We start from the raw sequence: 21615 nt of genomic DNA, 5'->3' as shown, positions 1-21615 counted from the left end.
ACCACCAGTTTCCCACGGCCCCGGCTCAGGACAGGCGTGCCCCGGTGGTGGCGGAGAACACGTGCAGCTCGTCGGGGCGGACCCGCAGGTGCAGGGTGTCGCCCATCACCGGCGGCTTGCGCGGGTCGACCCGGGTGACGACGTTGGACTTCGTGCCCTCGGCGTCGGTCTCGGCCAGCTTGCCGTAGACGTACGCGTCCGAGCCGAGCTCCTCGACGAGGTCGACCTTGATCGGCAGCGTGCCGTCTTCGCTGGTGGTCACCTCGAGCGATTCCGGCCGGAAGCCGAGGGTGACGGTGTCGCCGTCGGCCTTGGCGAGGATCTCGCGGGTCAGCGGCACTCGCGCACCACCGAGCTCAGCACCGTCTTCGGTGAGCTTCGCGGTGACGAGGTTCATCGCGGGCGAGCCGATGAACCCGGCGACGAAAGCGTTTGCGGGCTTGTCGTACAGCGCGCGGGGGGTGTCGCACTGCTGCAGGAGGCCGTCGGAGAGGACCGCGACGCGGTCGCCCATCGTCATGGCCTCGACCTGGTCGTGCGTGACGTACACGGTGGTGACGCCGAGACGGCGCTGCAGGGCGGCGATCTGCGTACGCGTGGAGACACGCAGCTTGGCGTCGAGGTTCGACAGCGGCTCGTCCATCAGGAAGACCTGCGGCTCACGCACGATGGCGCGGCCCATCGCGACACGCTGGCGCTGACCGCCGGAGAGCGCCTTCGGCTTGCGGTCGAGGTACTGCTCGATGTCGAGCAGCTTGGCCGCGTCGAGCACCTTCTGCTTGATCTCCGCGGCCGGACGGCCCGCGATCTTCAGCGCGAAGCCCATGTTCTGGCCGACGGTCATGTGCGGGTACAGCGCGTAGTTCTGGAACACCATCGCGATGTCGCGGGCACGCGGGGGCAGCTGCGTGACGTCGCGGTCGCCGATCCAGACGGCGCCTTCGTCGATGTCCTCGAGGCCGGCGAGCATCCGCAGGCTGGTGGACTTGCCGCAGCCGGAAGGCCCGACCAGCACGAGGAATTCGCCGTCGGCGATCTCGAGTTCGAGTGCGTCCACGGCGGGCCGCTCGGAACCGGCGTAGCGCCGGGTCGCCTTGTCGTAGGTGATCGTGGCCATCGGTTCAGTCCTCTTTCGGTTTCGCGGAAATGCCGTGCCCGAGTTCGCGGGCCTCGAGATGCCGTTGCTGGATCCGGTGTCCCTCGGCGTGGTCCGCCTCGGTCGGTTCGAGCGGGGTGGTGCCGTGGTCTTCCTGCCAGCGGGGAGGTTCCGAGCTGGAAGCGAGGGCCCAGGCCGCCTGCCGCGCGGCGCCGACCGCGACGTACTCGGCGACTTCGGGGATGACGACGGGCACGCCGAACACGATCGGCGCGACCGCGCGGACGGCGGCCGACTGCGCGCCACCGCCGATCAGCAGCACTCGACGGACTTCGAGTCCCTGCTCACGAAGGGCGTCGAGACCGGCTGCGAGTCCGCACAACATGCCTTCGACGGCGGCGCGGGCGAGGTTCTCGGACGTCATGTTCGCGCGGGTCAGGCCGAAGAGCGTGCCACTGGCGTCCGGGAGGTTCGGCGTCCGCTCACCATCGAGGTAGGGCAGGAAGGTGAGACCTCCGGAGCCCGGCGCGGCCGCGAGGGCCAGCTCGTCGAACTCCGCGAGTTCGACGCCGAGCATCGCGGACGTGGCGGTGAGCACGCGGGCGGCGTTGAGCGTGCAGGCGAGCGGCAGGAACCGGCCGGTGGCGTCGGCGAATCCGGCGACGATGCCGGACGGGTCGGCGCTCGCGGTCTCGGAGACACCGAAGACGGTGCCGCTGGTGCCCAGCGAGACCACGACGTCGCCCGGAGCCAGTTCGAGACCGAGCGCGGCGGCCATGTTGTCGCCTGTCCCCGCCGAGACCAGGATCCCGTCCGGGGTGTGGCCCGCGGCTTCGGCGGGGCCGATGACCTTGGGCAGTTCGGGAGTGCGGCCGCCGAAGGCGTGCGAGAGAAGGTCCTGGCGGTACTCGCCGGTGGCGGGTGAGAAGTACCCGGTGCCGGAGGCGTCGCCGCGGTCGGTGACCGGCTCGGCGCCTTCGCCCAGCAACCGCCAGGTCAGCCAGTCGTGCGGAAGCAGGACGCGGGCGACGCGATCGGCCAGCTCGGGCTCGTTCTCGGCCATCCAACGCAGCTTCGTGACGGTGAAGCTGGCCACCGGCAGCGAGCCGACGGACTTCGCCCAGTTCTCGGGACCGAGTTCGCGGCCGAGGTCTTCGGCGGCCTTGGCGGACCGAGTGTCGTTCCACAGCAACGCGGGCCGGACGACCGCGCCGTCTTCGTCGAGGGTGACCATGCCGTGCTGCTGTCCGCCGATGCCGATGGCGGCGACGCCGTCGAGCAGGCCGTCCGTGGCCTCGCGGAACGCGTCCCACCACGCGGAGGGGGCGACTTCGGTGCCATCGGGGTGCGAAGCGCGGCCGGTGCGGACGATCTCGCCGGTTTCCGCGTCGCAGACGACGACCTTCGTCGACTGGGTCGACGAGTCGATTCCGGCGACCAGGTCAGATTTCATACTCCGGCCCTTCCGGATCGCATTCGACCTGCTCAATGGCCGTTCCCGCGTTCAGCGCGGCCTCGATCTCCTCGGTCGGTGTCAGGTCGTCGGTGATCAGGAGGTCGTAGTCGCCGATGTCGCCGTGCGCGAAGGTGGCGGTGCGGCCGAACTTGGAGTTGTCGACGACCAGGACGTTGTGGCTCGCGGTGCGCAGCGCGGCCTTCTTGAGCGCGGCGTAGTCCTGGACGGGGTGGAACAGGCGGCCGACCGCGACCGCGGCGACGGAGACGAACGCGATGTCGGCGTGCGTGCGCTCGAGGAACGCGAGGACGTCGGGACCGGCGCACGAGTCGTACTCGTGGTGGTACCGGCCGCCGGCGAGCACGACCTCGACGCTCTTGACCGGGCCGAGGATGCGGGCGGCTTCGAGCGAGTTGGTGATGACGGTGAGGTCTTCGATCGCGCCGAGGCGGCGGACGAGCGGGAAGAGCGTCGTCGAATCGTCGACGAAGACCGTCTGGCCGGAGTGGACGTGTGCCGCGGCGGCCTCGCCCAGCGTGTCCTTCGTGGCCTGGTTGAAGGTGTCACGGAAACGGGCGGCCGACTCCATGGTGGTCGCCGGGTAGGCCTCGACCTTGCCGCGCAGTTTGCGGAGGAGGCGGCGCTCGGCGAGTTCGTCGAGGTCGCGGTGCATCGTCATCAGGCTGACGCCGAAGCGGGTGGTGAGATCGTCGATGCGGGCTTCGCCGGTGGCGATGACGTGGTCGAGGATCTCCTGGCGCCGGTGCTCGACGGCGGCGTCCGAAGGCCTGGTCTTAGACATGGGCGACACCGTTCACGACCCGGACCATCGTGGTCTCGGCGGGGTGGGTGTCGGCGCTCACACCTGCTTCTTACCAGATTATTCGCCGGGAGTTAACACGTAACTCGATAACTCTCGCATTTCCGCTCACCCCGCGCCTCCGCCCACCGAAGTGCGTTTAGCCCCCTAATCGCGTTCTGGGGGCAGGTGCCCGCAGAGCGCACTTAGGGGGCTAAACGCACGTCGGGGCCCTGGTCAGGACGTCAGGGAGCGGACGGACCGGATGGCGTCCGAGACGGCGCCGAGGATGCCGGAAGCCGAGGTGGGAGCGCCATCGGCGGCCAGCGACCCGGCGAGCGAGTGGACGTGCGCGGCGGCACCGGCCGCCAGCCACGGATCGAGCCCGGCCGCGAGCAGCGCGCCGATGAGACCGGACAGCACGTCCCCCGATCCCGCCGTCGCGAGCCATGATCCCCGCGGCGTGTTCACCAGCGCGCGGCCGTCCGGCGCCGCGACCACCGTGCAGTGCCCCTTCAAGAGCACGACGGCGTCGTACTTGCGCGCGGCCGCCCGAGCCGCCGCGACCCGGTCCGCTCCCGGCGGCGAACCCATCAGCCGCTCGAACTCCCCCGCGTGCGGGGTCAGCAAGAGCGGCGTGTCCGGATCGCGCGCGTCGAGCACGTCGGGCGAGCGCGCGATGATCGTCGTCGCGTCGGCGTCCGCACACACCGGCACGCCACGCCCGAGCACGAACCGCAGCACGTCCCGCCCCTCGTGCCCGGTCCCGATCCCCGGCCCGACGACCCACGCCTGCACCCGTCCGGCATCGGTCACCGACCCCGTCGCGATGACGTCGGGCCAGCGCCCTCGCACCACGTCGGCGGCGTGCCCGGCATACCGCACCAGTCCGGACGTCGCCCGCACGGCGGCGCCCGCCGCGAGCACGGCAGCACCCGGGTACGTCGCGGATCCTGCGGCCACCCCGACCACGCCTTGGCTGTACTTGTCGTCACCCGGCCCCGGCACCGGCCACGCCGCGGCGACGTCGGCCGTGTCGAGCCGCCGCAGATCGGGTTCGCCGAGTTCCGGTCGCAAGCCGATGTCGACCAGGGCGACCTCGCCGCAGGACGCGGGCGCGAGGACGTGCACCGGTTTGAGCGCGCCGAAAGTGACCGTGCGGTCGGCGACGACCGCCGGACCGTCGACGGCACCGGTGTCCGGGTCCACCCCGCTCGGCAGATCGACGGCCAGCACGGGCGAACTCACGTGCTCCAGCAGCGCGGCGGCATCCGGCCTCAGTGGCCCTCGCGCCGAGATCCCGACGATCCCGTCGAGAACGAGGTCCGCACGACCGATCCATTGTGGACCGTCCTCAACGGACACCACTCTGCCGCCGGATCGCTTCAAGGCGGCCAAACCCGGGCCGTGAGCGCGTTCGGGCTTCAGCAGAATCGCCGAGACGGCCACATTGCGGCGGCGCAGGAACGCGCCGGCCCACAAGGCGTCACCGCCGTTGTTGCCCGACCCGACGAGCAGCGTCACCCGTCGTCCGGACACCGAACCCGTGTGGTCTTCCAGCATCGCCGCGGCGTGCACCGCCAGGCCGAAAGCCGCTCGCCGCATGAGCCCGCCGTCGGGAGTGACGGCGAGCAACCGGTCCTCCGCCGCGCGAATCCGTTCCGTGGTCCAGATTCCCTGCACGACGCCTCCGGTCCTTACTCGACGGTGACCGACTTCGCCAGGTTACGCGGCTTGTCGACGTCGTACCCGCGCGTACGGGCGATTTCCGCGGCCAGCACCTGCAGCGGAACCGTCGAAACCAGCGGTTGCAGCAGCGTCGGGACGGCCGGGATCTCGATCAGCTCGTCGGCGAACGGGCGGACGGTCTCGTCGCCCTCCTCCGCGATCACGATCGTGCGGGCGCCGCGCGCCTGGATCTCGCTGATGTTCGACACCAGCTTCGAGTGCAGCACCGCGCGCCCCTTCGGCGACGGCATCACCACGACGACGGGCAGACCGTCTTCGATCAGCGCGATCGGGCCGTGCTTGAGCTCACCGGCGGCGAAGCCTTCGGCGTGCATGTACGCCAGTTCCTTGAGCTTAAGCGCGCCTTCGAGGGCGACCGGGAAACCGACGTGACGGCCGAGGAACAGCACCGCCTTCGAGTCGGCGATCCGGCGGCCGAGGTCACGGACCTGGTCCACAGTGGACAGAACCTTCTGCACCGCGGCGGGCATGGCCTCGAGCTCGGCGAACTCGCGGGCGACCTCGTCCGGGTACTTCGTGCCGCGGGCCTGCGCGAGCGCCAAGCCGACCAGGTAGTTGGCCGCGATCTGCGCGAGGAACGCCTTCGTCGAGGCGACACCGATCTCCGGACCGGCGTGCGTGTAGAGGACGGCGTCCGACTCACGCGGGATCTGCGCGCCGTTGGTGTTGCAGACGGCCAGGACGCGGGCCTTCTGCTCACGAGCGTGACGGACGGCTTCGAGGGTGTCCGCGGTCTCGCCCGACTGCGAGACGGCGACGACCAGCGTCGCGCGGTCCAGCACCGGGTCGCGGTAGCGGAACTCGCTGGCCAGCTCGACCTCGACGGGGAGGCGGGTCCAGTGCTCGATGGCGTACTTGGCGACGAGGCCGGAGTGGTACGCGGAACCACAGGCGACGACGAAGACCTTGTCGACGTCGCGCAGGTCCTGGTCGGAGATGCGCTGCTCGTCGAGGATGATCCGGCCACCGTCGAAGTGGCCGCGCAGCGTGTTCGCCAGCGCCTCGGGCTGCTCCTCGATCTCCTTGAGCATGAAGTACTCGTGGCCGCCCTTTTCCGCGGCCGAGAGGTCCCAGTCGACGGTGAACGGTTTGGCCTGCGCGGCGTCGCCGTGGAAGTCGGTGACCTCGTAGCCGTCGCGGGTGATCACGACGAGCTGGTCCTGGCCGAGCTCGACGGCCTCGCGGGTGTGCTCGATGAACGCGGCGACGTCGGAAGCGACGAAGTGCTCGCCTTCGCCCACGCCGACGACCAGCGGCGAGGAGCGACGGGCGGCGACGATGGTGTCCGGCTGGTCGGCGATGGTCACGACCAGAGTGAACGCGCCTTCGAGGCGGCGGCAGACCGCGGCGACGCTGGCCGGGAAGTCGCCCTTGGTGTCGCCGTCGGTGTACGCGCGGGAGATGAGGTGCGCGGCGGTCTCCGAGTCGGTGTCGCTCGCCATCTCGACACCGTCGGCCTCGAGCTCGGAGCGCAGGGCGGCGAAGTTCTCGATGATGCCGTTGTGCACGACGGCGACGCGCTGGGAGGCGTCGCGGTGCGGGTGCGAGTTGCGGTCCACCGGGGCGCCGTGGGTGGCCCAGCGGGTGTGGCCCATCCCGGCGGTGCCGGTGAAGGCGTCCCTGCCGACGGTTTCGAGCTGGGTCTCCAGGTTGGCCAGGCGGCCCGCCTTGCGCTCGACGTTCAGCGCACCGGCGCCGTCGAGGACCGCGACGCCTGCCGAGTCATAGCCGCGGTACTCCATCCTGCGCAGGCCGCCGATGACGACGTCCAGGGCCGGGCGGTGTCCTACGTATCCCACGATTCCACACACGGCCACCACCCTAACGACGGAAATCCGGCCGTTTCGCGCGGGCGCCCGCACTCGCGTTTAGCGGGCTAAACGCGATCCGCGGGGCGGCGCGCGGGCCGGACGGGGGTGCGGGCAGTAAGGTCACGAACATGGCCAGCAAGCCCAAACAGCTGCTCGCGGAGCTGTCCCATCCAGGTCCGCACGAGGTGCTGCGCGGCAACCTCGCCCTGGTCGGGCTCCCCGGCGTCGTGTTCACCCCCCGCTCGGGGCTCGGTCTGCCCGCCGTCGCGTTCGGGCACGGATGGCTGCAGCCGACCGGGAGCTACCGGCATCTGCTCCGGCACCTCGCGAGCTGGGGCATCGTCGCGGCGGCTCCGGCCACCCAGCGCGGCCCGCTGCCGTCGCATCGGCTGCTGGCCGGAGACCTGCTGACCACGCTCGACCTGATCACGACGGTCCGCCTCGGACCGGACGGCATCAGCGTCGACCCGGCGAAGCTCGGCCTGGCCGGGCACTCGACCGGTGGCGGCTCGGCCATCCTCGCCGCCGCTCAGGCGGCCGAGAACGACGAGCGGCCCCGGATTCGCGCTGTCGCGACCATCACTCCCGCGCAGACGCTGCCTCCCGCGACGGTGTCGGCCCAGTCGGTGACCGTGCCCGGCCTGCATCTCGCGGCGAGCGAAGACCTGGTCGCGCCGCCTGTCGGGCATGCCGAGGCGATCGCGGACGCGTGGGGCGGGCCGGTGCAGTTGCGGACGCTCGGGAAGTCGTCGCACCTCGGGGTCACCGAGGGCAGGCACTGGAGCCAGCTGTTGCTGCACGGGAAGCCGCACCGCGGGACCCAGCAGTTGACGAGGGCCCTCTTCACCGCGTTCTTCCTCACTCACCTGACGGGGACGACGAAGTACCAGCCTCTCCTGGACGCCGACGTCAAACGCGCCCCCATCGAGACCCAGGACGAACCCGCCGCCTGACCCCCGGCCGACCTGCGTTTCGCGGGCTAATCGCGACCCGGACCCCGGCGCGCGCCTCGTTACTTAGCCTGCCTACGCGTCGCGATTAGCCCGCGAAAGTCGACACGGTCCCGGGAGGGCACCCCGTGCGGCCGGATCGCGATTAGCCCGCGAAAGTCGACGCGGTCCGGGCGAGCGGAGCGAGTAAAAGAAGGGCCCGGCTCTGGTGAGCCGGGCCCTGAAGTGCGGTGAGACGGTCAGTCGACCATCCACGAGTTGTTCGAGAAGTCGTCGTCGTCGAAACCCTTGTCGTCGCGGGCGTGACGACCTCGACGACGCGCGGGCGCACCAGGCGCTTCGGGCGTCCCGGCACCCGGAGCGGGTGTCGGCGCCGCAGCCGGCGGGACGTCCACCGTCGCCGGCATTCCGGGCACCCCGGGCGCGACCGGAGGAGGCGGCGGGGGCGGGGGCGCAGGCCGCGACGCATCGGGCCGGCCACCGAACTCGGCGAACCGGGCGTCCGGCTTGTCGTCGTCCTCGAGGCCGAAGCCCATCGTGTGGCTGCGGTCGGCGGTCGTCTTGCCGGTCAGCCAGCCGCCTGCCTCCTTGCTCCGCTTCCCCAGTTCCTGCATGTGGGCCGCGTACTTGTCGTGGACGGCGGCGTCCTTCTGCATGGTTTCCATCGCCTGGGCCTTGGCGTCGGCGAGGTGCCGCTCCCGCAGTCCGCGCTGCTCCTGCTGCTCCGTGATGGCGGCGTCCTGCCTCGACATGGCGGCCGCCAGCCGGTCGACAGCGCTCATCGGTCCTCCCTCGTTCCCCGGTTACCGATCATCGCTCGTAGCTGATCGAACGGTCGCCGCCATCGTCGTCGAGCGACCCGCTGATCCGGCCGCCCGCGCCGCTGGTCTCGAAAATGCCACCCTCGACGCGGTACTGGCTCGAGCCGCGTTGCGTGTCACCGCCGCCACCGCCACCACCGGCCGCGCCGCCCATGGCACCCATTCCACCCATCATGCCGCCCATTCCGGCGGACGAGCTTCCGGCACCGGCTCCCGCGGGCGCCGGGTCCATCCCGCCGGGCGCCATCCCGAGGCCGCCTTCGACGGCGGCCGGCTGCGCGCCGCCCCCGGTCTGGATGCCCGCTTCGAGCGAACCGGCCTCGTTCAGCGACCCCGCCGAACCACCTTCGCCGACGCCGCCGAGCGCTCCTTCGAAGCTGCCACCGCCTCCGCCTCCGCTAGCGGCCGGCGCGGTGCCCTCGCCACCCGAGCCCGACGCGGCGCCACCGGCGGCCTCGGCCTCCGCGGACACCGCGGCGGTCCCTTCGCCACCACCGACTGCAGCACCGACCTCGACACCACCCGGAGCGGCGAAACCGGCGCCGTCCGCCGGCGCGGGCATCGTGCGGATCTCGTCGACCCCGTCGACCTTGCCGGGCTGCGGATTGCCGGGATTCCGGTCGTCCAGGCCGTTCTTGACGTCGTCGGTGTCGATGACGTCGCCGGGCTTGAGTTCCTTCTTCTCACCCTTTTCGTCGAGGGTGTAAGTGGTCGGCTCGCCCTTGCCGTCGTCGACGGTCACCACGGTCGGGCCGTTCGGACCGTCCGGCTGCTCGGCCGTGATCTTGAGGTTGCCGTCCTGGATGTGGATCTTGCCGTCCGGGCCGGGCCGGTAGACGCCGTCCTTGCCGGGCTCGCCTTCCTTGACCGCGCCCTGCGGACCGAAGTCGCCGTCCTTGCCGTCCTTGGCCTTTTCGCCGTCCTTGCCCTCTTCGCCCTTGGGGTCGTCGAAGTCGAGCTTGTAGTCCTTCTCGTTGCCCTTGCCGTCGTCGACCTTGATGTCCATTTTGCCGTCTTTATCCGGCTCGGTCATCTCGATCTTGTTGTCGCCCTTTTGGACGGTCATGGTGTCCTGACCGTCGATGCCGTCCTTGATCGCCTCACCCGTCGCCGGGTCGATCGGGTACGGCTTGCCGGTCTCGGGGTCCAGTTCGAGCGGCTTCCCGGTGACCGGGTTCGTGCCCTCGGCGGGTTTGTCCTCCGGTTTCGGCGCCTCGGGGACCTCCGCCGCCGGAGGTGTGCTGCTGCCGCCTCCACCACCAGGAGGCGTGCCGCCCCCGCCGCCGGGCGGGGTCCCGCCGCCACCACCGGGCGGCGTTCCGTTGCCCGGCGGCTTCTCGGTGCCCGGGGGCTTCTCGGTGCCCGGGGGCTTCTCGGACCCGGCCGCGGGGAACGGGTTCGTGTAGTCCTCCATGAACCGCGAAAGCTCGTGGTACTGCGTGTTGATCGTGTCGGTCGCGTTCTTGCAGAGCTTCTTGAAGTTCTCGTACCGCTCGCCGAACTCGGTGGCGAAAGAACCCTTCAGCCACTGCTTCGCGGCCCCGATCGCGTAGTCCTTGTTCTCGTCGTTCAGCTTGCAGTCGTCGTGACGCAGCCGTTCGGCGAGGTTGTTGCCCGGACACGCGGAGTCGAGCCAGTACGCGACGTCCATGAGCTTTTCTTTGGAGCCGACCTTGCCGTTCGCGATGTCGACGACCTGCTTCGCGATGTACAGAGGTGCCGTCGCGACCTTGTCGACCCGGAGCTTCAGCGTTTCGTCGACCTTCAGCTTGAGCGCGGTGTAGATCTTGTCGATGGTCGAGGGCACCAGTTTGATGGCGCCCTCCATCTGCGCGATGAGCTCCTTCGCGTCGGGCTGGATCCGCTGCTCGTACTTGACCTTCGCGGCCGTCGCGCCCTCGCCCTTCCAGTCGTGGAAGAGCGTGGTCAGCGCCGAAGTCGCGTCCTTCTGGGTCTGCTCGACGATCTTCTTGGCGTCGCCGAGATCCTCGACCTCGTCGAACATCTTCTGGAAATTGATCTCACGGTTCTCGTGGAACCGGTCCCAGATGTCGGTCTTGTAGCTGATTTCGCCCGACTTCTCCGGCATCTTGTTCCAGACCTGCTCGGCCCAATCGGAGAAGAAGTCCAGTGCCGGCTTTCCGAGGTCGAGCACCTGGTCGGATTTGGTGGTCGCGCCTCCGGCGGCAGGCCGGGACATGGAGTCGAGGTCCTTGTCGGCCTGTTTCGTCTCGGCCGCCTGCTTCTTGTCCCCCGCGGCGTTCGAGTCACGTTCGGCGACGGCCTTCTTGTAGGCAGCTTCCCTGGCCCACGGCAACATCAAAGCGTCTTTCGTGCCCTGAGTGACGTAGGGGTCGTTCAGCATTTCCTTGATCTGTGCGGGCGTCGGTTCACTCATTACTGGGTCCCCGCCTTGTTGGCAGCCGCGGCGTTCGCCTGGTCGGATGAGGTGTAGCGGGTCGACGCGGTGCTGACCCCGCCGGCGAGCTGGGTGAGCTGGCCCGCGTAGCCCTTCATCGCGTCGGAAATGGCGAGAATCCCGGTGGCGTAGCCCTTTTGGTAGTCCTTGTGGACTCGGCCGAAGTTCTCGGGCCCGACCTGGGTCGGCCCCACCTTCCCCGCCTCGGACGTCGTTTTCTCAGCCGCGCGCTCCAACGACGTCGACGCCGTGAGCATCGCCTCTGAATCGGCTTTGTAGCCCCCGTCCGGCATGACCGGTGCCCCCTTCGTCCCGCTCTGTGTCCGCCTCGTTGTCCTACCTACGACGCACGCCGACGGCATCAGGTGCCGTCGCATATGCACACAGAATGTACCCACCGGTCACCGAGGCCGCAGGAACATTCACACCTTTGCTAACTCAAACGGTTCCGGCGCAAGAAGCCTGGTAGACCGCGTTTTCGCGGTTTCGCCCCCGCCTCGACCGCCTCGGCGAGAACGGTCGCCGCGCCCCGGATGTCGACCAGGCGATCCAGCTCGTCGAGGTCGATGTCGATCCCGAACTCCACCTCGACCGTCGCCAGGAGCCGGACCCGGCGGCGGGAGTCGACGCCCATTTCGGCGAAGGGCGTGTTCTCGTCGATCGTGTCCGGATCGACGTCGAAGGTCTCGCAGACGAGGGCCTTGATCTCGTCGACGTACTCGCTCCCGTCAGCTGCCATGGGGGGATTCTGTCCCATCCGCGGGCCAGTACCGCGTTCTGGCCGCGGAACGCGCGACCTTGCCGCTGGAGGTCCGCGGCAGCCCGCCGGGTTTCACCAGGAGGAAGGCCCGGAGGCGCACGTCGTGCCGTTCGGCGACGGCTCGGGTGGCCGCCCGCGCGATCTCGGGTTCGTCGAAGTCGGGGGCCTTCCGGGCACGCTCGGCGACCACGACGACGCCCTCGCCTTCGTCGCCGTCGACCGAGAACGCGGCGACCCGCTCGGCCCCGAGAAGGGGGTGGGCGTCGGCGACCGTCTCTTCGATGTCGTGGGGGCTGTGGTTACGGCCGTCGATGATGATCAGGTCCTTCAGGCGTCCGGTGACGGAGAGCCTGCCGTCCCGGATCGAGCCCAGGTCGCCGGTGCGGAGCCAGCCGCCCTCCCCGTCGAGCTCGGCGCCGAACACCTCGGCGGTCAACTCCGGACGCCGCCAGTACCCGGCCGCCACGTTGGGCCCCTTGACCCAGATCTCGCCCGCGTCGACTTTAGCGGGGAAATCGCGATCCGGTGGGCCGTCGACTTTAGCGGGCAAATCGCGATCCGCCTGCGCGACGACGCGGACCCGCTGCCCCCTCGGCCAGCCGATCTCGACGACCTCACGGCCGTCCACTTCGGTCACCACCGGGCCGCCGGAGTCGCCGCTGGCGACGTAGACCGTCGCCTCGGCCAGACCGTAGGACGGCCGGAACGCACCCCTCGGGAACCCGTGGGGTTCGTACGCGGCGAGGAACCCCCGGACGGTCGCCGCCCGGACCGGTTCACTCCCGCTGAGCGCGATCGACACCGTCGAGAGGTCGTACTCGGCGCGCTTCGGCTCGGGCACGGCCTCGGTCACCAGGTCGTACGCGAAGTTCGGCGCCGCCGTGAGCGTGTTCGGATACGCCGACATCAGCAGCAGCCAGCGCTCCGGGCGCCGGATGAACTCCAGCGGCGCGATGAACACCGTCCGGCCGCCGGAGTGCATCGTCCCCGCGAGCAGTTGCGCCAGCCCCATGTCGTGGAAGAACGGGATCCAGCCGACGCACGTGGTGTGCTCGCCGACGGCGTAGGCGTCGCAGATCTGCCAGCACGCGGCCGACAGTGCCCGCTGCGTGATGATCACGCCGGCGGGCGATCGCGTCGTGCCGGAGGTGTACTGCAGGTACGCGGGGTCTTCGGGGGAAACCGGCGCCGGCCGGGACCGGTCCGCCGGGTCCAGCGGCAGGGTGTCGACGGCGATGATCTCGCGGGGCGACGGCACCGGCTCGGCCTCGGCGAACTCCGTGAGCCGCTCGACCAGGGCTTCCGACGTGAGCCAGATGTCGGCGTCGCAGTCGTTGAGGACCCCGACGAGCCGCTCGCGGTGAGCGCGGACATCCGGCGCGGACAGCGGCACCGCGACGGCCCCGGCGTACAGCGCGCCGAAGAACGCGACGACGTAGGAAAGGTCCTGCCGAGCCGTGATCGCGACGCGGTCTCCCTGCTGGATCACCTCACGCAGCTTCGCCGCGACAGCGCGGACGTGGACAAGAAGGTCGGCCCAGGTCAGCGTGTCCTCGACGGGCTCGTGCCGGTTCGAGCAGTCGAGGTGCGTGTACGCCGGGCGCTCGACGTCGGCGCGTTCGAGCAGGCGGAGCACGAGCGGGGTCCGCAACACTTCTTCCGGCACTTCTTCGGGCACTGGCACATCCTCCGGCCGCGGCATGGGCATCATACGAGCGTGGACGACTTCTTCGTGCTGGACGATCCGGCGGACCGCGTCAAGGCCCTGCGCGACCGCGAGCTCAGCTCGAACCCGGGCGGTGCCGCCGCCGAGACCCCGAATCTCCTGCTGATGGACGGCGCGGACCACCGTCGGCTGCGCGCCGTCGTCAAGGACGTCATCGCCCTGGTCGAGCCCCTGCCAGACGCCCTGGTCACCGACCTGCGCGTCGCGATTAGCCCGCTAAAGTCGCGCGCCCGGTTCGACCTGGTGACCGACTTCGCCATGCCTGCGGCGGCCAGGGTGACCGAAGCGGTACTCGGCACTGTCGAGCCACTCGGCGAGAAGCTGCTGACGAAGCTGTCCGAGACCGCCGCGAACCTGGACGTCTGGTCGGGCGGACCGGCCGGAGCCGACATGGCCGCGCTCAGGGTCGCGATGTTCTTCCTCAAGGCGACCGCCGTCGAAGGGGGCGGGCTGGCGCTGCTCCGCGAAGCGCACGAAGCGGGCCGGATCACCGAAGACGAGCTGATGATCACGCCGGTGATGCTCGCGCACGCGGCGTACGAGAACTCCATGAACTTCCTCGCCCTCGCCGGCCTCGAACTCCTACGCCGCCCAGACGTCCTCGACGACGTACGCGGCCTGATCCACGAAGTCGCCCCGACCCGCTTCGCCGCCCGCCGCGTGACAGCGTCGTTCTCCTTGGGAGACAAGGATTTCACCGCAGGCGACAAGCTGGCCATCCCGCTGGGCCCCGGCACCGAACTCGCGTTCGGCCTCGGCCGCCACACCTGCCCCGGCTCGCGCATCGCGGTCGCCGAGGGCGAAGTGGCACTTCGCGCCCTGGCCGAAGTCCTGACTCCCGACCACGTCGTGGAAGACGTGCGATACAAGACGCACGCCGTCTTCCACGGCGTGGAGCGGGCCATCGTGACCCTGCGGACCTGACGGCTCAGGTCGCCAGCCAGTCGGTGTTGGCGAAATCGTCGTCATCGCCCCTCGCGGCCGCCCGCCGATGACGTCCGGCCGGACGTTCCTCCGGCACCGGCGCCGAGGGCGGCGGCGGAACCTGAGGCGCGGGAACCGCGGGCGGCGGCCGGAACGAGATCGGCGGCTCGTCGGCCGTCCGGTATCCGGCACGGCGCTCGTTCTCGGTCTCGTCTTCCTCGAACCCGAAATCGCCGTCGTCTTCGACCTTGTCGCCCAAGGTCGACTCGGTCTCCCAGCCTCCCGCGGCCTCCGCCCGCCGCTTCTGCTCGAGACGCGCGGTCAGCGCCGCACTCGTCTCCTGCTTGAGCTTTTCGCCCGCGGCCTGGGTCTCCTCGATCGCCTTGGTCGCCCGGTTGTCGACCAGGTACATCCGGTCGCCGTTCTCGCGCTCCAGCCCGGCGAGCTTGTGCCGGAGTCTGGCGAGATCCTCCTCAGGATTCACTGATCCCCTCCCCTGACCGCTAGCGGAAGCCGATGACGCCGTCGTCGTCGAGCGAACCGCTGATCCGGCTGCCCGTCGTCGTCGCGGTGTCGAACAGGCCGCCGTCGACCCGGTATCCGCTGGACGCGCGCTGCTGGTCTTCACCGGACCCTTGCCCGCCTCCGGCCGCTCCGCCGCCCATCATGCCCATGCCGCCCATCATCCCCGCACCGGCCGCGGCCGGATCCTGGACGCCCCCGCCCGGCGTGGCCCCGAGCCCGGACGGCGCCGCGGGAGCGGACGCGCCGCCACCGGCTCCGGCGGGATCCGAAGCCTCGCCGAGATCACTTCCGAACGGGTCGCTCAGCGACTGGGCCGTCGTCGATTCGGAATCGGCCGCCGCGGCCACCGGCACCGGTTCGGCCGGGTGACCGGGCACCGGGGCGGGTGCTCCACCGCCGTCACCGCCGGACGTCGCGTCGTGCGGACGAACGCCCTGCTCGGCCTGCTGGCGAGCGACGTCTTCGACCGGCTTGGCCGCGACGCCTTCCGCGGCGTGCCTTCCGGCGGGCTGCGGCGTGGAGTCCGGGCTCGCGTGACGGCCGCCCGCGGGTTCGTCTTCGCCCAAGGTGTACTTCGACGGGTGCCCGGAACCGTCGTCGACGGTCACCAGCGTCGGCCCATCGGGACCGCCGGGCCGTTCCGCGGTGATCTTGAGCCCGCCGTCCTCGATGTGGATCTTGCCGTCGGGGCCCGGCTGATAGACCTGTCCGGGGTTCGCGGCGGGACGCGACGCCGACTGCTGGTCCAGCCGCTCGGCGGTGTCCCGGTGCACGGGCCCGCCCGCCGCGTCGCCGGTGCCCGGCGTGGCCTTGCCGTCGCCGAAATCGAGGTTGTAGTCCTTGGCCTGACCGGCTCCGTCCTGGACGGAGATGCCCATCTTCCCGTCGGCGCCGGGCTCGGCCATGGAGATCTTGCGGTCGCCCTGCTCGACCGTCAGAGTCTCGGGCCGGGTGCCGTCGGTGTCGCTCTTGATCGCCTCACCCGTGCGGGGATCGATCGGATACGGCTCCCCGGTGGCCGGGTCGACGTCGAGGGGCTTGTCCGTGACCGGGTTCTTCTCCTGTCCCGGCACTTCCGGTGGTTCCGGCTGCTTGTATTCGACGGCGCTCGGCGGCGGCATCTGCCCGCCGCCACCCGAAGACTTCCCACCGCCGCCGGAGGAGGGGCCACCGCCACCGGTGTCCTTGCCTCCGCCGCCCTTCTCGACGGGCTTTTCGCCACCCGTTTCCGGGGTCTTGCCCAGGTCTCCGTAGGGGTTCTCGACCACCTGACCGAGTGAATCGAAGTAGGCCTTCCACGCGCCGTTGATCGCGTCGCGCGTGTTCTTGCACACCAACTGGAAGTTCTCGATGTGCTTGCCGAACCAGCCGACGAAGACCTTCCCGAGCCATTCCACCGCTTGAGGCTTGAGGACCTCGTCGATGGTGCTCTGGTCGATGTCACCGCCGTCGTCGTTGAACGCGTTCTTGGCTTCGATGCTCAGGAACTTGATGCAGTGGATGATGTCGTTCTGGCTGCACGAACCGTCGGCGATGCGGATGATCCGCTCGATGTCCTGCGTCGTGGCACCGTCGATGTTGTCGGTGTACCACTTCTGCAGCCAATCGACCTTCTCCCGGCAGAACTTGCCCACCGACGCATTGGTGCGCAGCAGCCCGTCACCGGCGGCTTTGAACGCCTCGGCGACCAGGCCGGTCTTGTCCGAATAGGCCTTTTGATAGGCACGCGCCTGATCGGCCGCCGCGCCGTCCCAGGTGCCGAGCGAGCTCCCGAGTTTCCCGGAGACGTCCTGCGCCGATCCCGCGATGGCCGTGCTGACCGCGGTCAGTTCGTCCGCGCTCGCCTTGAACAGGTTGAACGGGATGTTGTCCTGCTCGTGGTAGGCGGTTCGCAGGGTCTCGATCGCCACGACGGCGCCGACGGCCTTGGACAGGCTCACGGCACGGACGTAGAGCGGATGGAAGTTTTCGTAGACCTTGAACCCCGAAAGCCCGGGGACCATGATGTCGTTCGAATTCGCGCAGCCCGGATCGGTTTCGGTGGCGCGCCCGGCGATCTCCTGGTTTTTCGCCGCGTCCTTGTTCAGTGCGTCGCGATCGCCTTGCCGTCCCGCGGCCTGGCTCGCGTCGTACTTTTCCTGAGCGGTCTTGTAGGCCGCCTGGACGTCTTCGAGGTAGCCGTCATTGTCGCCGATGTCGCTTTCGGTGATCCAGTCACCGTTCATCGACTTGATGTAGTCCCGGAAGCCGTTCCGCTCGGCTTCGCTGGCGAAACCGCAGCTTTCCGGCGACTCGTCCTCGATGTAGTCGATGTAGTTGAGGGCGAGCTCGCGTTTGGTGTCGCGGTCGATGTTCGGGTCGTTGAGGATCTTCTCGACTTCGGCCCGGCTGGGAATGTCGTGCCCGGTGTCGCCACCGACGTCCGCGAGAGGCATCAGTGCTTCCTCATCTCGGCCGCGTTGGCGTCCTCATTGGACTGGTAGAGGTCCTTGGACGCCGCGAGTTTGCGGCCGAACTCGTCCGACGCCGCGAGATAGCTGCGCGCGCATTTCGCGAGACGCTGGATGCTCGCGGAGTACCCGGTGAAGCAGTCACCGTGCGCCGGCCCGAAGCTCGCCGCGCTCAGGTTGATCTGCTCGACCGCTCCGATCGGCCCTTCGCAGGCCTGCTTGGGCAGATCCTGCAGGACCTTGGCGGCCTCGTTCAGCTGCGCCGGATCGACCTTGTGCCCTTTGCCCGTCACTCTTCACCCTCCCCTGAGTGCTCACGTCCAGTCCATGATCGGACGCGCGCGGCACCGTTTCGGTGCCGGTGACCCGCACACGGAATGTACCGGCCCGGTAACCCGGGCGCAGCGACTTGGGAAGATCGTGAGTGGGCTTACGAGGCGGAGGAGACGACTCCCGCGAGCCTGTCGGCGGCCGCCTGTGCGGTGTCGTGCGCAGGGGCTTCGACCATGACGCGGACCAGTTGCTCGGTGCCCGACGGGCGCAGCAGGACACGGCCTTCGTCGCCGAGTTCGGCCTCGACGGCGCCGACGGCGTCGCGCACCGCGGCCGAGACGGCGACCGCCGCCTTGTCCGCAACGGGGACGTTCACCAGCACCTGCGGCAGGCGGTTCATGACGGCGGCGAGGTCGGCGAGCGACTTGCCGGTGGACGCCATGCGGCTCATCACCCGCAGCGCGGTGAGGAGACCGTCGCCGGTGGTCGCGAACGCGGGGAGGACGACGTGGCCCGACTGCTCGCCACCGAGGGCGAGCCCGCTCGCGCGGAGCTCCTCGAGGACGTAGCGGTCTCCGACGGCGGTGGTGACCAGGTTGATTTCGTGCGCGCGCATCGCCAGGTGCAGGCCGAGGTTGCTCATCACGGTCGCGACCAGGGTGTTCTTGGTGAGCTCGCCGGTCTCGGCGAGAGCGAGCGCGAGGACGGCCATGATCTGGTCGCCGTCGATGAGTTCACCCGCGGCGTCGACCGCGACGCAGCGATCCGCGTCACCGTCGTGCGCGATCCCGAGGTCGGCGCCGTGCTCGACGACGGCCGCGCGCAACGCGTCCGGGTGATTCGACCCACAGTGCTCGTTGATGTTCACGCCGTCCGGGTCGGCGTGGATCGCGATGACCTCGGCGCCGGCCTTGCGGTAGACCTCGGGGGCGGCGAAGGACGACGCGCCGTTGGCACAGTCGACGACGACGCGCAGGCCCGCGAGCGGGTGCGGGGTGGCCGAAAGCAGGTGCTGGATGTAGCGCTCACCCGCGTCGGGGACGTCCTTGACGCGGCCGACGCCGATCCCGGTCGGACGGGCGACGGGAGCGGCGAGACCGGCCTCGATCTCGTCTTCGATCCCGTCAGGAAGCTTGTGGCCGCCCGCCGCGAAGAGCTTGATGCCGTTGTCGGGCATGGGGTTGTGGGAGGCGGAGATCATCACGCCGAGGTCGGCTTCGAGCGCGCCCACCAGGTAGGCGACGGCGGGCGTCGGGAGGACGCCGAGACGGAGGACGTCGGCGCCGGCGGAGGTGAGGCCCGCCACCACGGCGGCCTCGAGCATCTCGCCGCTGGCACGCGGGTCACGGCCGACGACCGCGACCGGACGGTGCGAACGGTCGTGGGCGGCGAGGACGCGCGCGGCGCTGGCGGCGAGCGAGAGCGCCAGCTCCGGGGTCAGCTCCTCGTTGGCGAGGCCACGTACGCCGTCGGTACCGAATAGACGAGCCATCTGTCGACCTCCTTGAAAAACCACCACGACAACCTAGCGAGCCCCGAAAAAGTGCGTTTAGCGGGCTAAACGCGATACGCCTGAGGCGCATGGGGCAGGTGGGACCACCGGGAAAACGGGACCGAAAGACCCCGGAAACACGGAAGCGCCCATCCGAGAGACGGATGGGCGCTTCCGCGGGTTGCGCCAGAGGCGCGATCAGCGCTTGCTGTACTGCGGAGCCTTACGGGCCTTCTTGAGGCCGTACTTCTTCCGCTCCGTGGCGCGGGCGTCACGGGTGAGGAAGCCGGCCTTCTTCAGGGCCGGGCGGTCATCGGCGTCGACCTCGACGAGCGCGCGAGCGATCGCGAGACGGAGCGCACCGGCCTGGCCCGAGATCCCGCCACCGTGCAGGTTGGCGAAGATGTCGAACGAGTCGGGCTTGTCGACCGTCACCAGCGGCTCACGGATGAGCTGCTGGTGCACCTTGTTCGGGAAGTACTCTTCGAGCGTGCGGCCGTTGAGCTTGAACTCACCGGTACCGGGGACGACGCGGACCCGGACGACGGCTTCCTTGCGGCGGCCGACGGTCTGGGCGTTGCCACCGGCGGCACGCGACGGGCGCGCGGCGGCCGGGGTCTCGCTGGTCGCGACAGCGTCGCCGACTGCGGGGGTCTCCGTGGTCGCGACGGCCTCAACGGCCTCGGTCGCGGTCTCCTCGGTGCTGGTCACAGACTGTTCCTCACTCACTGCGCGACCTGCGCGATCTTGGTGATCTCGCGCGCCTGCGGCTGCTGCGCGGCGTGCGGGTGCTCAGGGCCGGCGTAGACCTTGAGCTTCTTACCCTGGGCGCGGCCGAGCTTGTTCTTCGGGAGCATGCCCTTGACGACCTTCTCGAGCAGGTGCTCGGGCTTGGTGTCGAGCAGCTCGCCGAAGGAACGCTTACGCAGACCGCCGGGGTAACCGCTGTGCCGGTAGGCGAACTTCTGCTCGCGCTTGTTTCCGGTGAGCGCGACCTTCTCGGCGTTGACGATGATGACGAAGTCACCGGTGTCCACGTGCGGGGCGAAGGTCGGCTTGTGCTTGCCGCGCAGCAGCGTGGCGACCTCGGTCGCGAGCCGGCCGAGCACGACATCCTCGGCGTCGATCACGTGCCAGGCACGAGTGACGTCGCCGGGCTTGGGGCTGTACGTGGGCAAGGGTCTACCTCGTCGTCAACATTGCGTGTGGGTTCTGTGCGGGCCTAGCGCTTACGCGCCGCAGCGCACAACGACATATGAAGATACCCCCACGCCCGACCCTACTGCGAAGCGGGGGTCGGTCCGGGGTCCCATACTAGGACCGGCGCCCGGCGGGCGCCCCGCAACTGTACCTCGCCGGTGTGGCGGAACCGCCCACGGCATCGTCCTTCGCGGGAGAGGATGAGACGATCCGGACGCGCACCGCGCGCGGGGACTCGATCAGGGGAACGGCGATGAACAAACGGCCAACGACCATCTTGTGCGTGCTGGGTGCCGTGCTGGCGCTCACCACCGCCTGCGGCCAGGCGCGTGCGGGCACCGCCGTGCCGAAGGGCGCCGACGCGGCGACCTACGTCGGCACGAAGTTCGAAGCGGCGATGAACAAGCTGCAGGACACCATCGGCGACCAGCGCGACGTCACCAGCGAATCGGGCGCCTACTTCCGCTTCGACGAGAAGTACATCCGCAGCACGATCTCCTCGGCCCGCACCGGTTCGCCGGAGAGCCGGGTCAGCCGCCACCGTTCGCAGAAGAACCCGGACGACAGCATCGACTGGTACACCCCGGGCGACGGGGCCGTCGAGTACGCGTACCTCGGGCCGGCCTACAAGAGCCTCGCGCCGACGCCGTGGATCTCGATGCCCAAACCCGAAGCCGGGCTGGCCATTCCGTGCGCGTGGAGCGGGATCATCACCGCCTGCAAGATGGCCGACGCCATCGCCGTGGCCTACAACGCGGACAAGAAGATCGTGAAGGGCGCCAAAAGCCTTCCGGAGAAACGGATCGAGCTGACCGCCGACGTCCCGTTCGGCAAGTTCCTCGAGCGGCGGGTGGAGATCCTGCCGACGTCGATCAGCGACGCGATCACGGACGAGATGAAGAAGTCCCCGGTGCCGACGACCGTCTCCCTCAACGCGGACGGGACGCTGAACCAGATCGTGATGGACGCCAAGTTCGAGGGCGGCGGACACAAGATCGAGCTGCGCTACGACTTCCGGTTCTCGGGCAAGGCGTCCGCGCAGGACCTGCCGAAGCTGCCGGACGCGGCGCAGATCACCGTGCTGCCGGACAAGGCCGCCCGTGACGACTTCTACCGCCGGTTCACCGAACTGAAGGGCGTGTGAAGGGATGACCGAACGCCTTC

General features: G+C 69.7%; 19 protein-coding genes. 3 read left to right on the top strand and 16 right to left on the bottom strand.

Going from position 1 to position 21615, the window contains the following annotated elements; all coding sequences use genetic code 11:
* Positions 1–25 precede the first annotated feature (25 nt).
* The 5 genes from BKN51_RS38310 to glmS form a co-directional block, all read right to left on the bottom strand.
* Entirely contained in the window at positions 26–1117 is a 1092-nt protein-coding gene (locus tag BKN51_RS38310) for an ABC transporter ATP-binding protein (protein ID WP_101612209.1), read from the bottom strand.
* 4 nt (positions 1118–1121) lie between these two features.
* Entirely contained in the window at positions 1122–2549 is a 1428-nt protein-coding gene (gene xylB / locus BKN51_RS38305) for a xylulokinase (RefSeq protein ID WP_101612208.1), read from the bottom strand.
* The gene (locus BKN51_RS38300) at positions 2539–3354 is read right to left on the bottom strand and encodes a DeoR/GlpR family DNA-binding transcription regulator (protein WP_101612207.1); all 816 of its coding nucleotides are present in this window, start codon (positions 3352–3354) and stop codon (positions 2539–2541) included. Before BKN51_RS38300 ends, xylB begins: the two co-directional genes overlap by 11 nt.
* Before the next feature lie 234 nt (positions 3355–3588).
* On the bottom strand, positions 3589–5034 hold the full coding sequence (locus tag BKN51_RS38295; RefSeq protein WP_101612206.1) for an NAD(P)H-hydrate dehydratase: 1446 nt from the start codon (positions 5032–5034) through the stop codon (positions 3589–3591).
* 14 nt (positions 5035–5048) lie between these two features.
* On the bottom strand, positions 5049–6911 hold the full coding sequence (glmS, locus tag BKN51_RS38290; protein WP_101612205.1) for a glutamine--fructose-6-phosphate transaminase (isomerizing): 1863 nt from the start codon (positions 6909–6911) through the stop codon (positions 5049–5051).
* A 128-nt stretch (positions 6912–7039) separates the two neighbouring features.
* Here glmS and BKN51_RS38285 point away from each other — a divergent pair, with 128 nt between their 5' ends.
* Positions 7040–7864, top strand: coding sequence for a dienelactone hydrolase family protein (locus BKN51_RS38285; protein WP_101612204.1), 825 nt, complete (start codon positions 7040–7042; stop codon positions 7862–7864).
* Between the two features lie 236 nt (positions 7865–8100).
* On the opposite strand, the gene BKN51_RS38280 is transcribed toward BKN51_RS38285, so the two are convergent.
* The 5 genes from BKN51_RS38280 to BKN51_RS38260 all read right to left on the bottom strand — a co-directional run bounded on the left by BKN51_RS38280 (position 8101) and on the right by BKN51_RS38260 (position 13563).
* Positions 8101–8643 carry a hypothetical protein gene (locus BKN51_RS38280; RefSeq protein ID WP_101612203.1) on the bottom strand — a complete coding sequence of 181 codons (543 nt, stop codon included), beginning with the start codon at positions 8641–8643 and terminating at the stop codon, positions 8101–8103.
* A 28-nt stretch (positions 8644–8671) separates the two neighbouring features.
* Positions 8672–11080, bottom strand: coding sequence for a hypothetical protein (locus BKN51_RS43770; RefSeq protein WP_101612202.1), 2409 nt, complete (start codon positions 11078–11080; stop codon positions 8672–8674).
* Entirely contained in the window at positions 11080–11394 is a 315-nt protein-coding gene (locus tag BKN51_RS38270) for a hypothetical protein (protein ID WP_101612201.1), read from the bottom strand. The genes BKN51_RS43770 and BKN51_RS38270 overlap by 1 nt, the downstream gene beginning before the upstream one ends.
* Before the next feature lie 140 nt (positions 11395–11534).
* Positions 11535–11840 carry an acyl carrier protein gene (locus tag BKN51_RS38265; RefSeq protein WP_020633351.1) on the bottom strand — a complete coding sequence of 102 codons (306 nt, stop codon included), beginning with the start codon at positions 11838–11840 and terminating at the stop codon, positions 11535–11537.
* A complete protein-coding gene (locus BKN51_RS38260) occupies positions 11830–13563 on the bottom strand; it encodes a fatty acyl-AMP ligase (protein ID WP_101613706.1) in 1734 nt (577 codons plus the stop codon). The genes BKN51_RS38265 and BKN51_RS38260 overlap by 11 nt, the downstream gene beginning before the upstream one ends.
* Positions 13564–13578: 15 nt before the next feature.
* Here BKN51_RS38260 and BKN51_RS38255 point away from each other — a divergent pair, with 15 nt between their 5' ends.
* Positions 13579–14511, top strand: coding sequence for a cytochrome P450 (locus BKN51_RS38255; protein ID WP_101612200.1), 933 nt, complete (start codon positions 13579–13581; stop codon positions 14509–14511).
* 4 nt (positions 14512–14515) lie between these two features.
* Here the strand turns inward: BKN51_RS38255 and BKN51_RS38250 are convergent, their stop codons facing one another.
* The 6 genes from BKN51_RS38250 to rplM form a co-directional block, all read right to left on the bottom strand.
* Positions 14516–14995 (bottom strand): hypothetical protein, encoded by a 480-nt coding sequence (locus tag BKN51_RS38250; RefSeq protein WP_101612199.1) that lies wholly within the window; start codon positions 14993–14995, stop codon positions 14516–14518.
* Positions 14996–15014: 19 nt separating this feature from the next.
* Positions 15015–17471 (bottom strand): hypothetical protein, encoded by a 2457-nt coding sequence (locus BKN51_RS38245; RefSeq protein ID WP_101612198.1) that lies wholly within the window; start codon positions 17469–17471, stop codon positions 15015–15017.
* A complete protein-coding gene (locus BKN51_RS38240) occupies positions 17471–17779 on the bottom strand; it encodes a type VII secretion target (RefSeq protein ID WP_101612197.1) in 309 nt (102 codons plus the stop codon). The genes BKN51_RS38245 and BKN51_RS38240 overlap by 1 nt, the downstream gene beginning before the upstream one ends.
* 137 nt (positions 17780–17916) lie before the next feature.
* Positions 17917–19251, bottom strand: coding sequence for a phosphoglucosamine mutase (gene glmM, locus BKN51_RS38235; protein ID WP_101612196.1), 1335 nt, complete (start codon positions 19249–19251; stop codon positions 17917–17919).
* Positions 19252–19449: 198 nt separating this feature from the next.
* Positions 19450–19962, bottom strand: a complete 513-nt coding sequence (gene rpsI / locus BKN51_RS38230) for a 30S ribosomal protein S9 (RefSeq protein ID WP_037314753.1) — start codon at positions 19960–19962, stop codon at positions 19450–19452.
* A 14-nt stretch (positions 19963–19976) separates the two neighbouring features.
* A complete protein-coding gene (rplM, locus tag BKN51_RS38225) occupies positions 19977–20429 on the bottom strand; it encodes a 50S ribosomal protein L13 (protein WP_101612195.1) in 453 nt (150 codons plus the stop codon).
* Positions 20430–20704: 275 nt separating this feature from the next.
* On the opposite strand from rplM, the gene BKN51_RS38220 reads away from it, so the two are divergent.
* A complete protein-coding gene (locus tag BKN51_RS38220; protein WP_101612194.1) occupies positions 20705–21595 on the top strand; it encodes a hypothetical protein in 891 nt (296 codons plus the stop codon).
* Positions 21596–21615 lie beyond the last annotated feature (20 nt).

Source organism: Amycolatopsis sp. BJA-103 (assembly GCF_002849735.1).
Taxonomy (GTDB): Bacteria; Actinomycetota; Actinomycetes; order Mycobacteriales; family Pseudonocardiaceae; genus Amycolatopsis.
The sequence above is the reverse complement of the archived record's forward strand: the minus strand, read 5'-3'. Positions and strand labels throughout refer to the sequence as shown.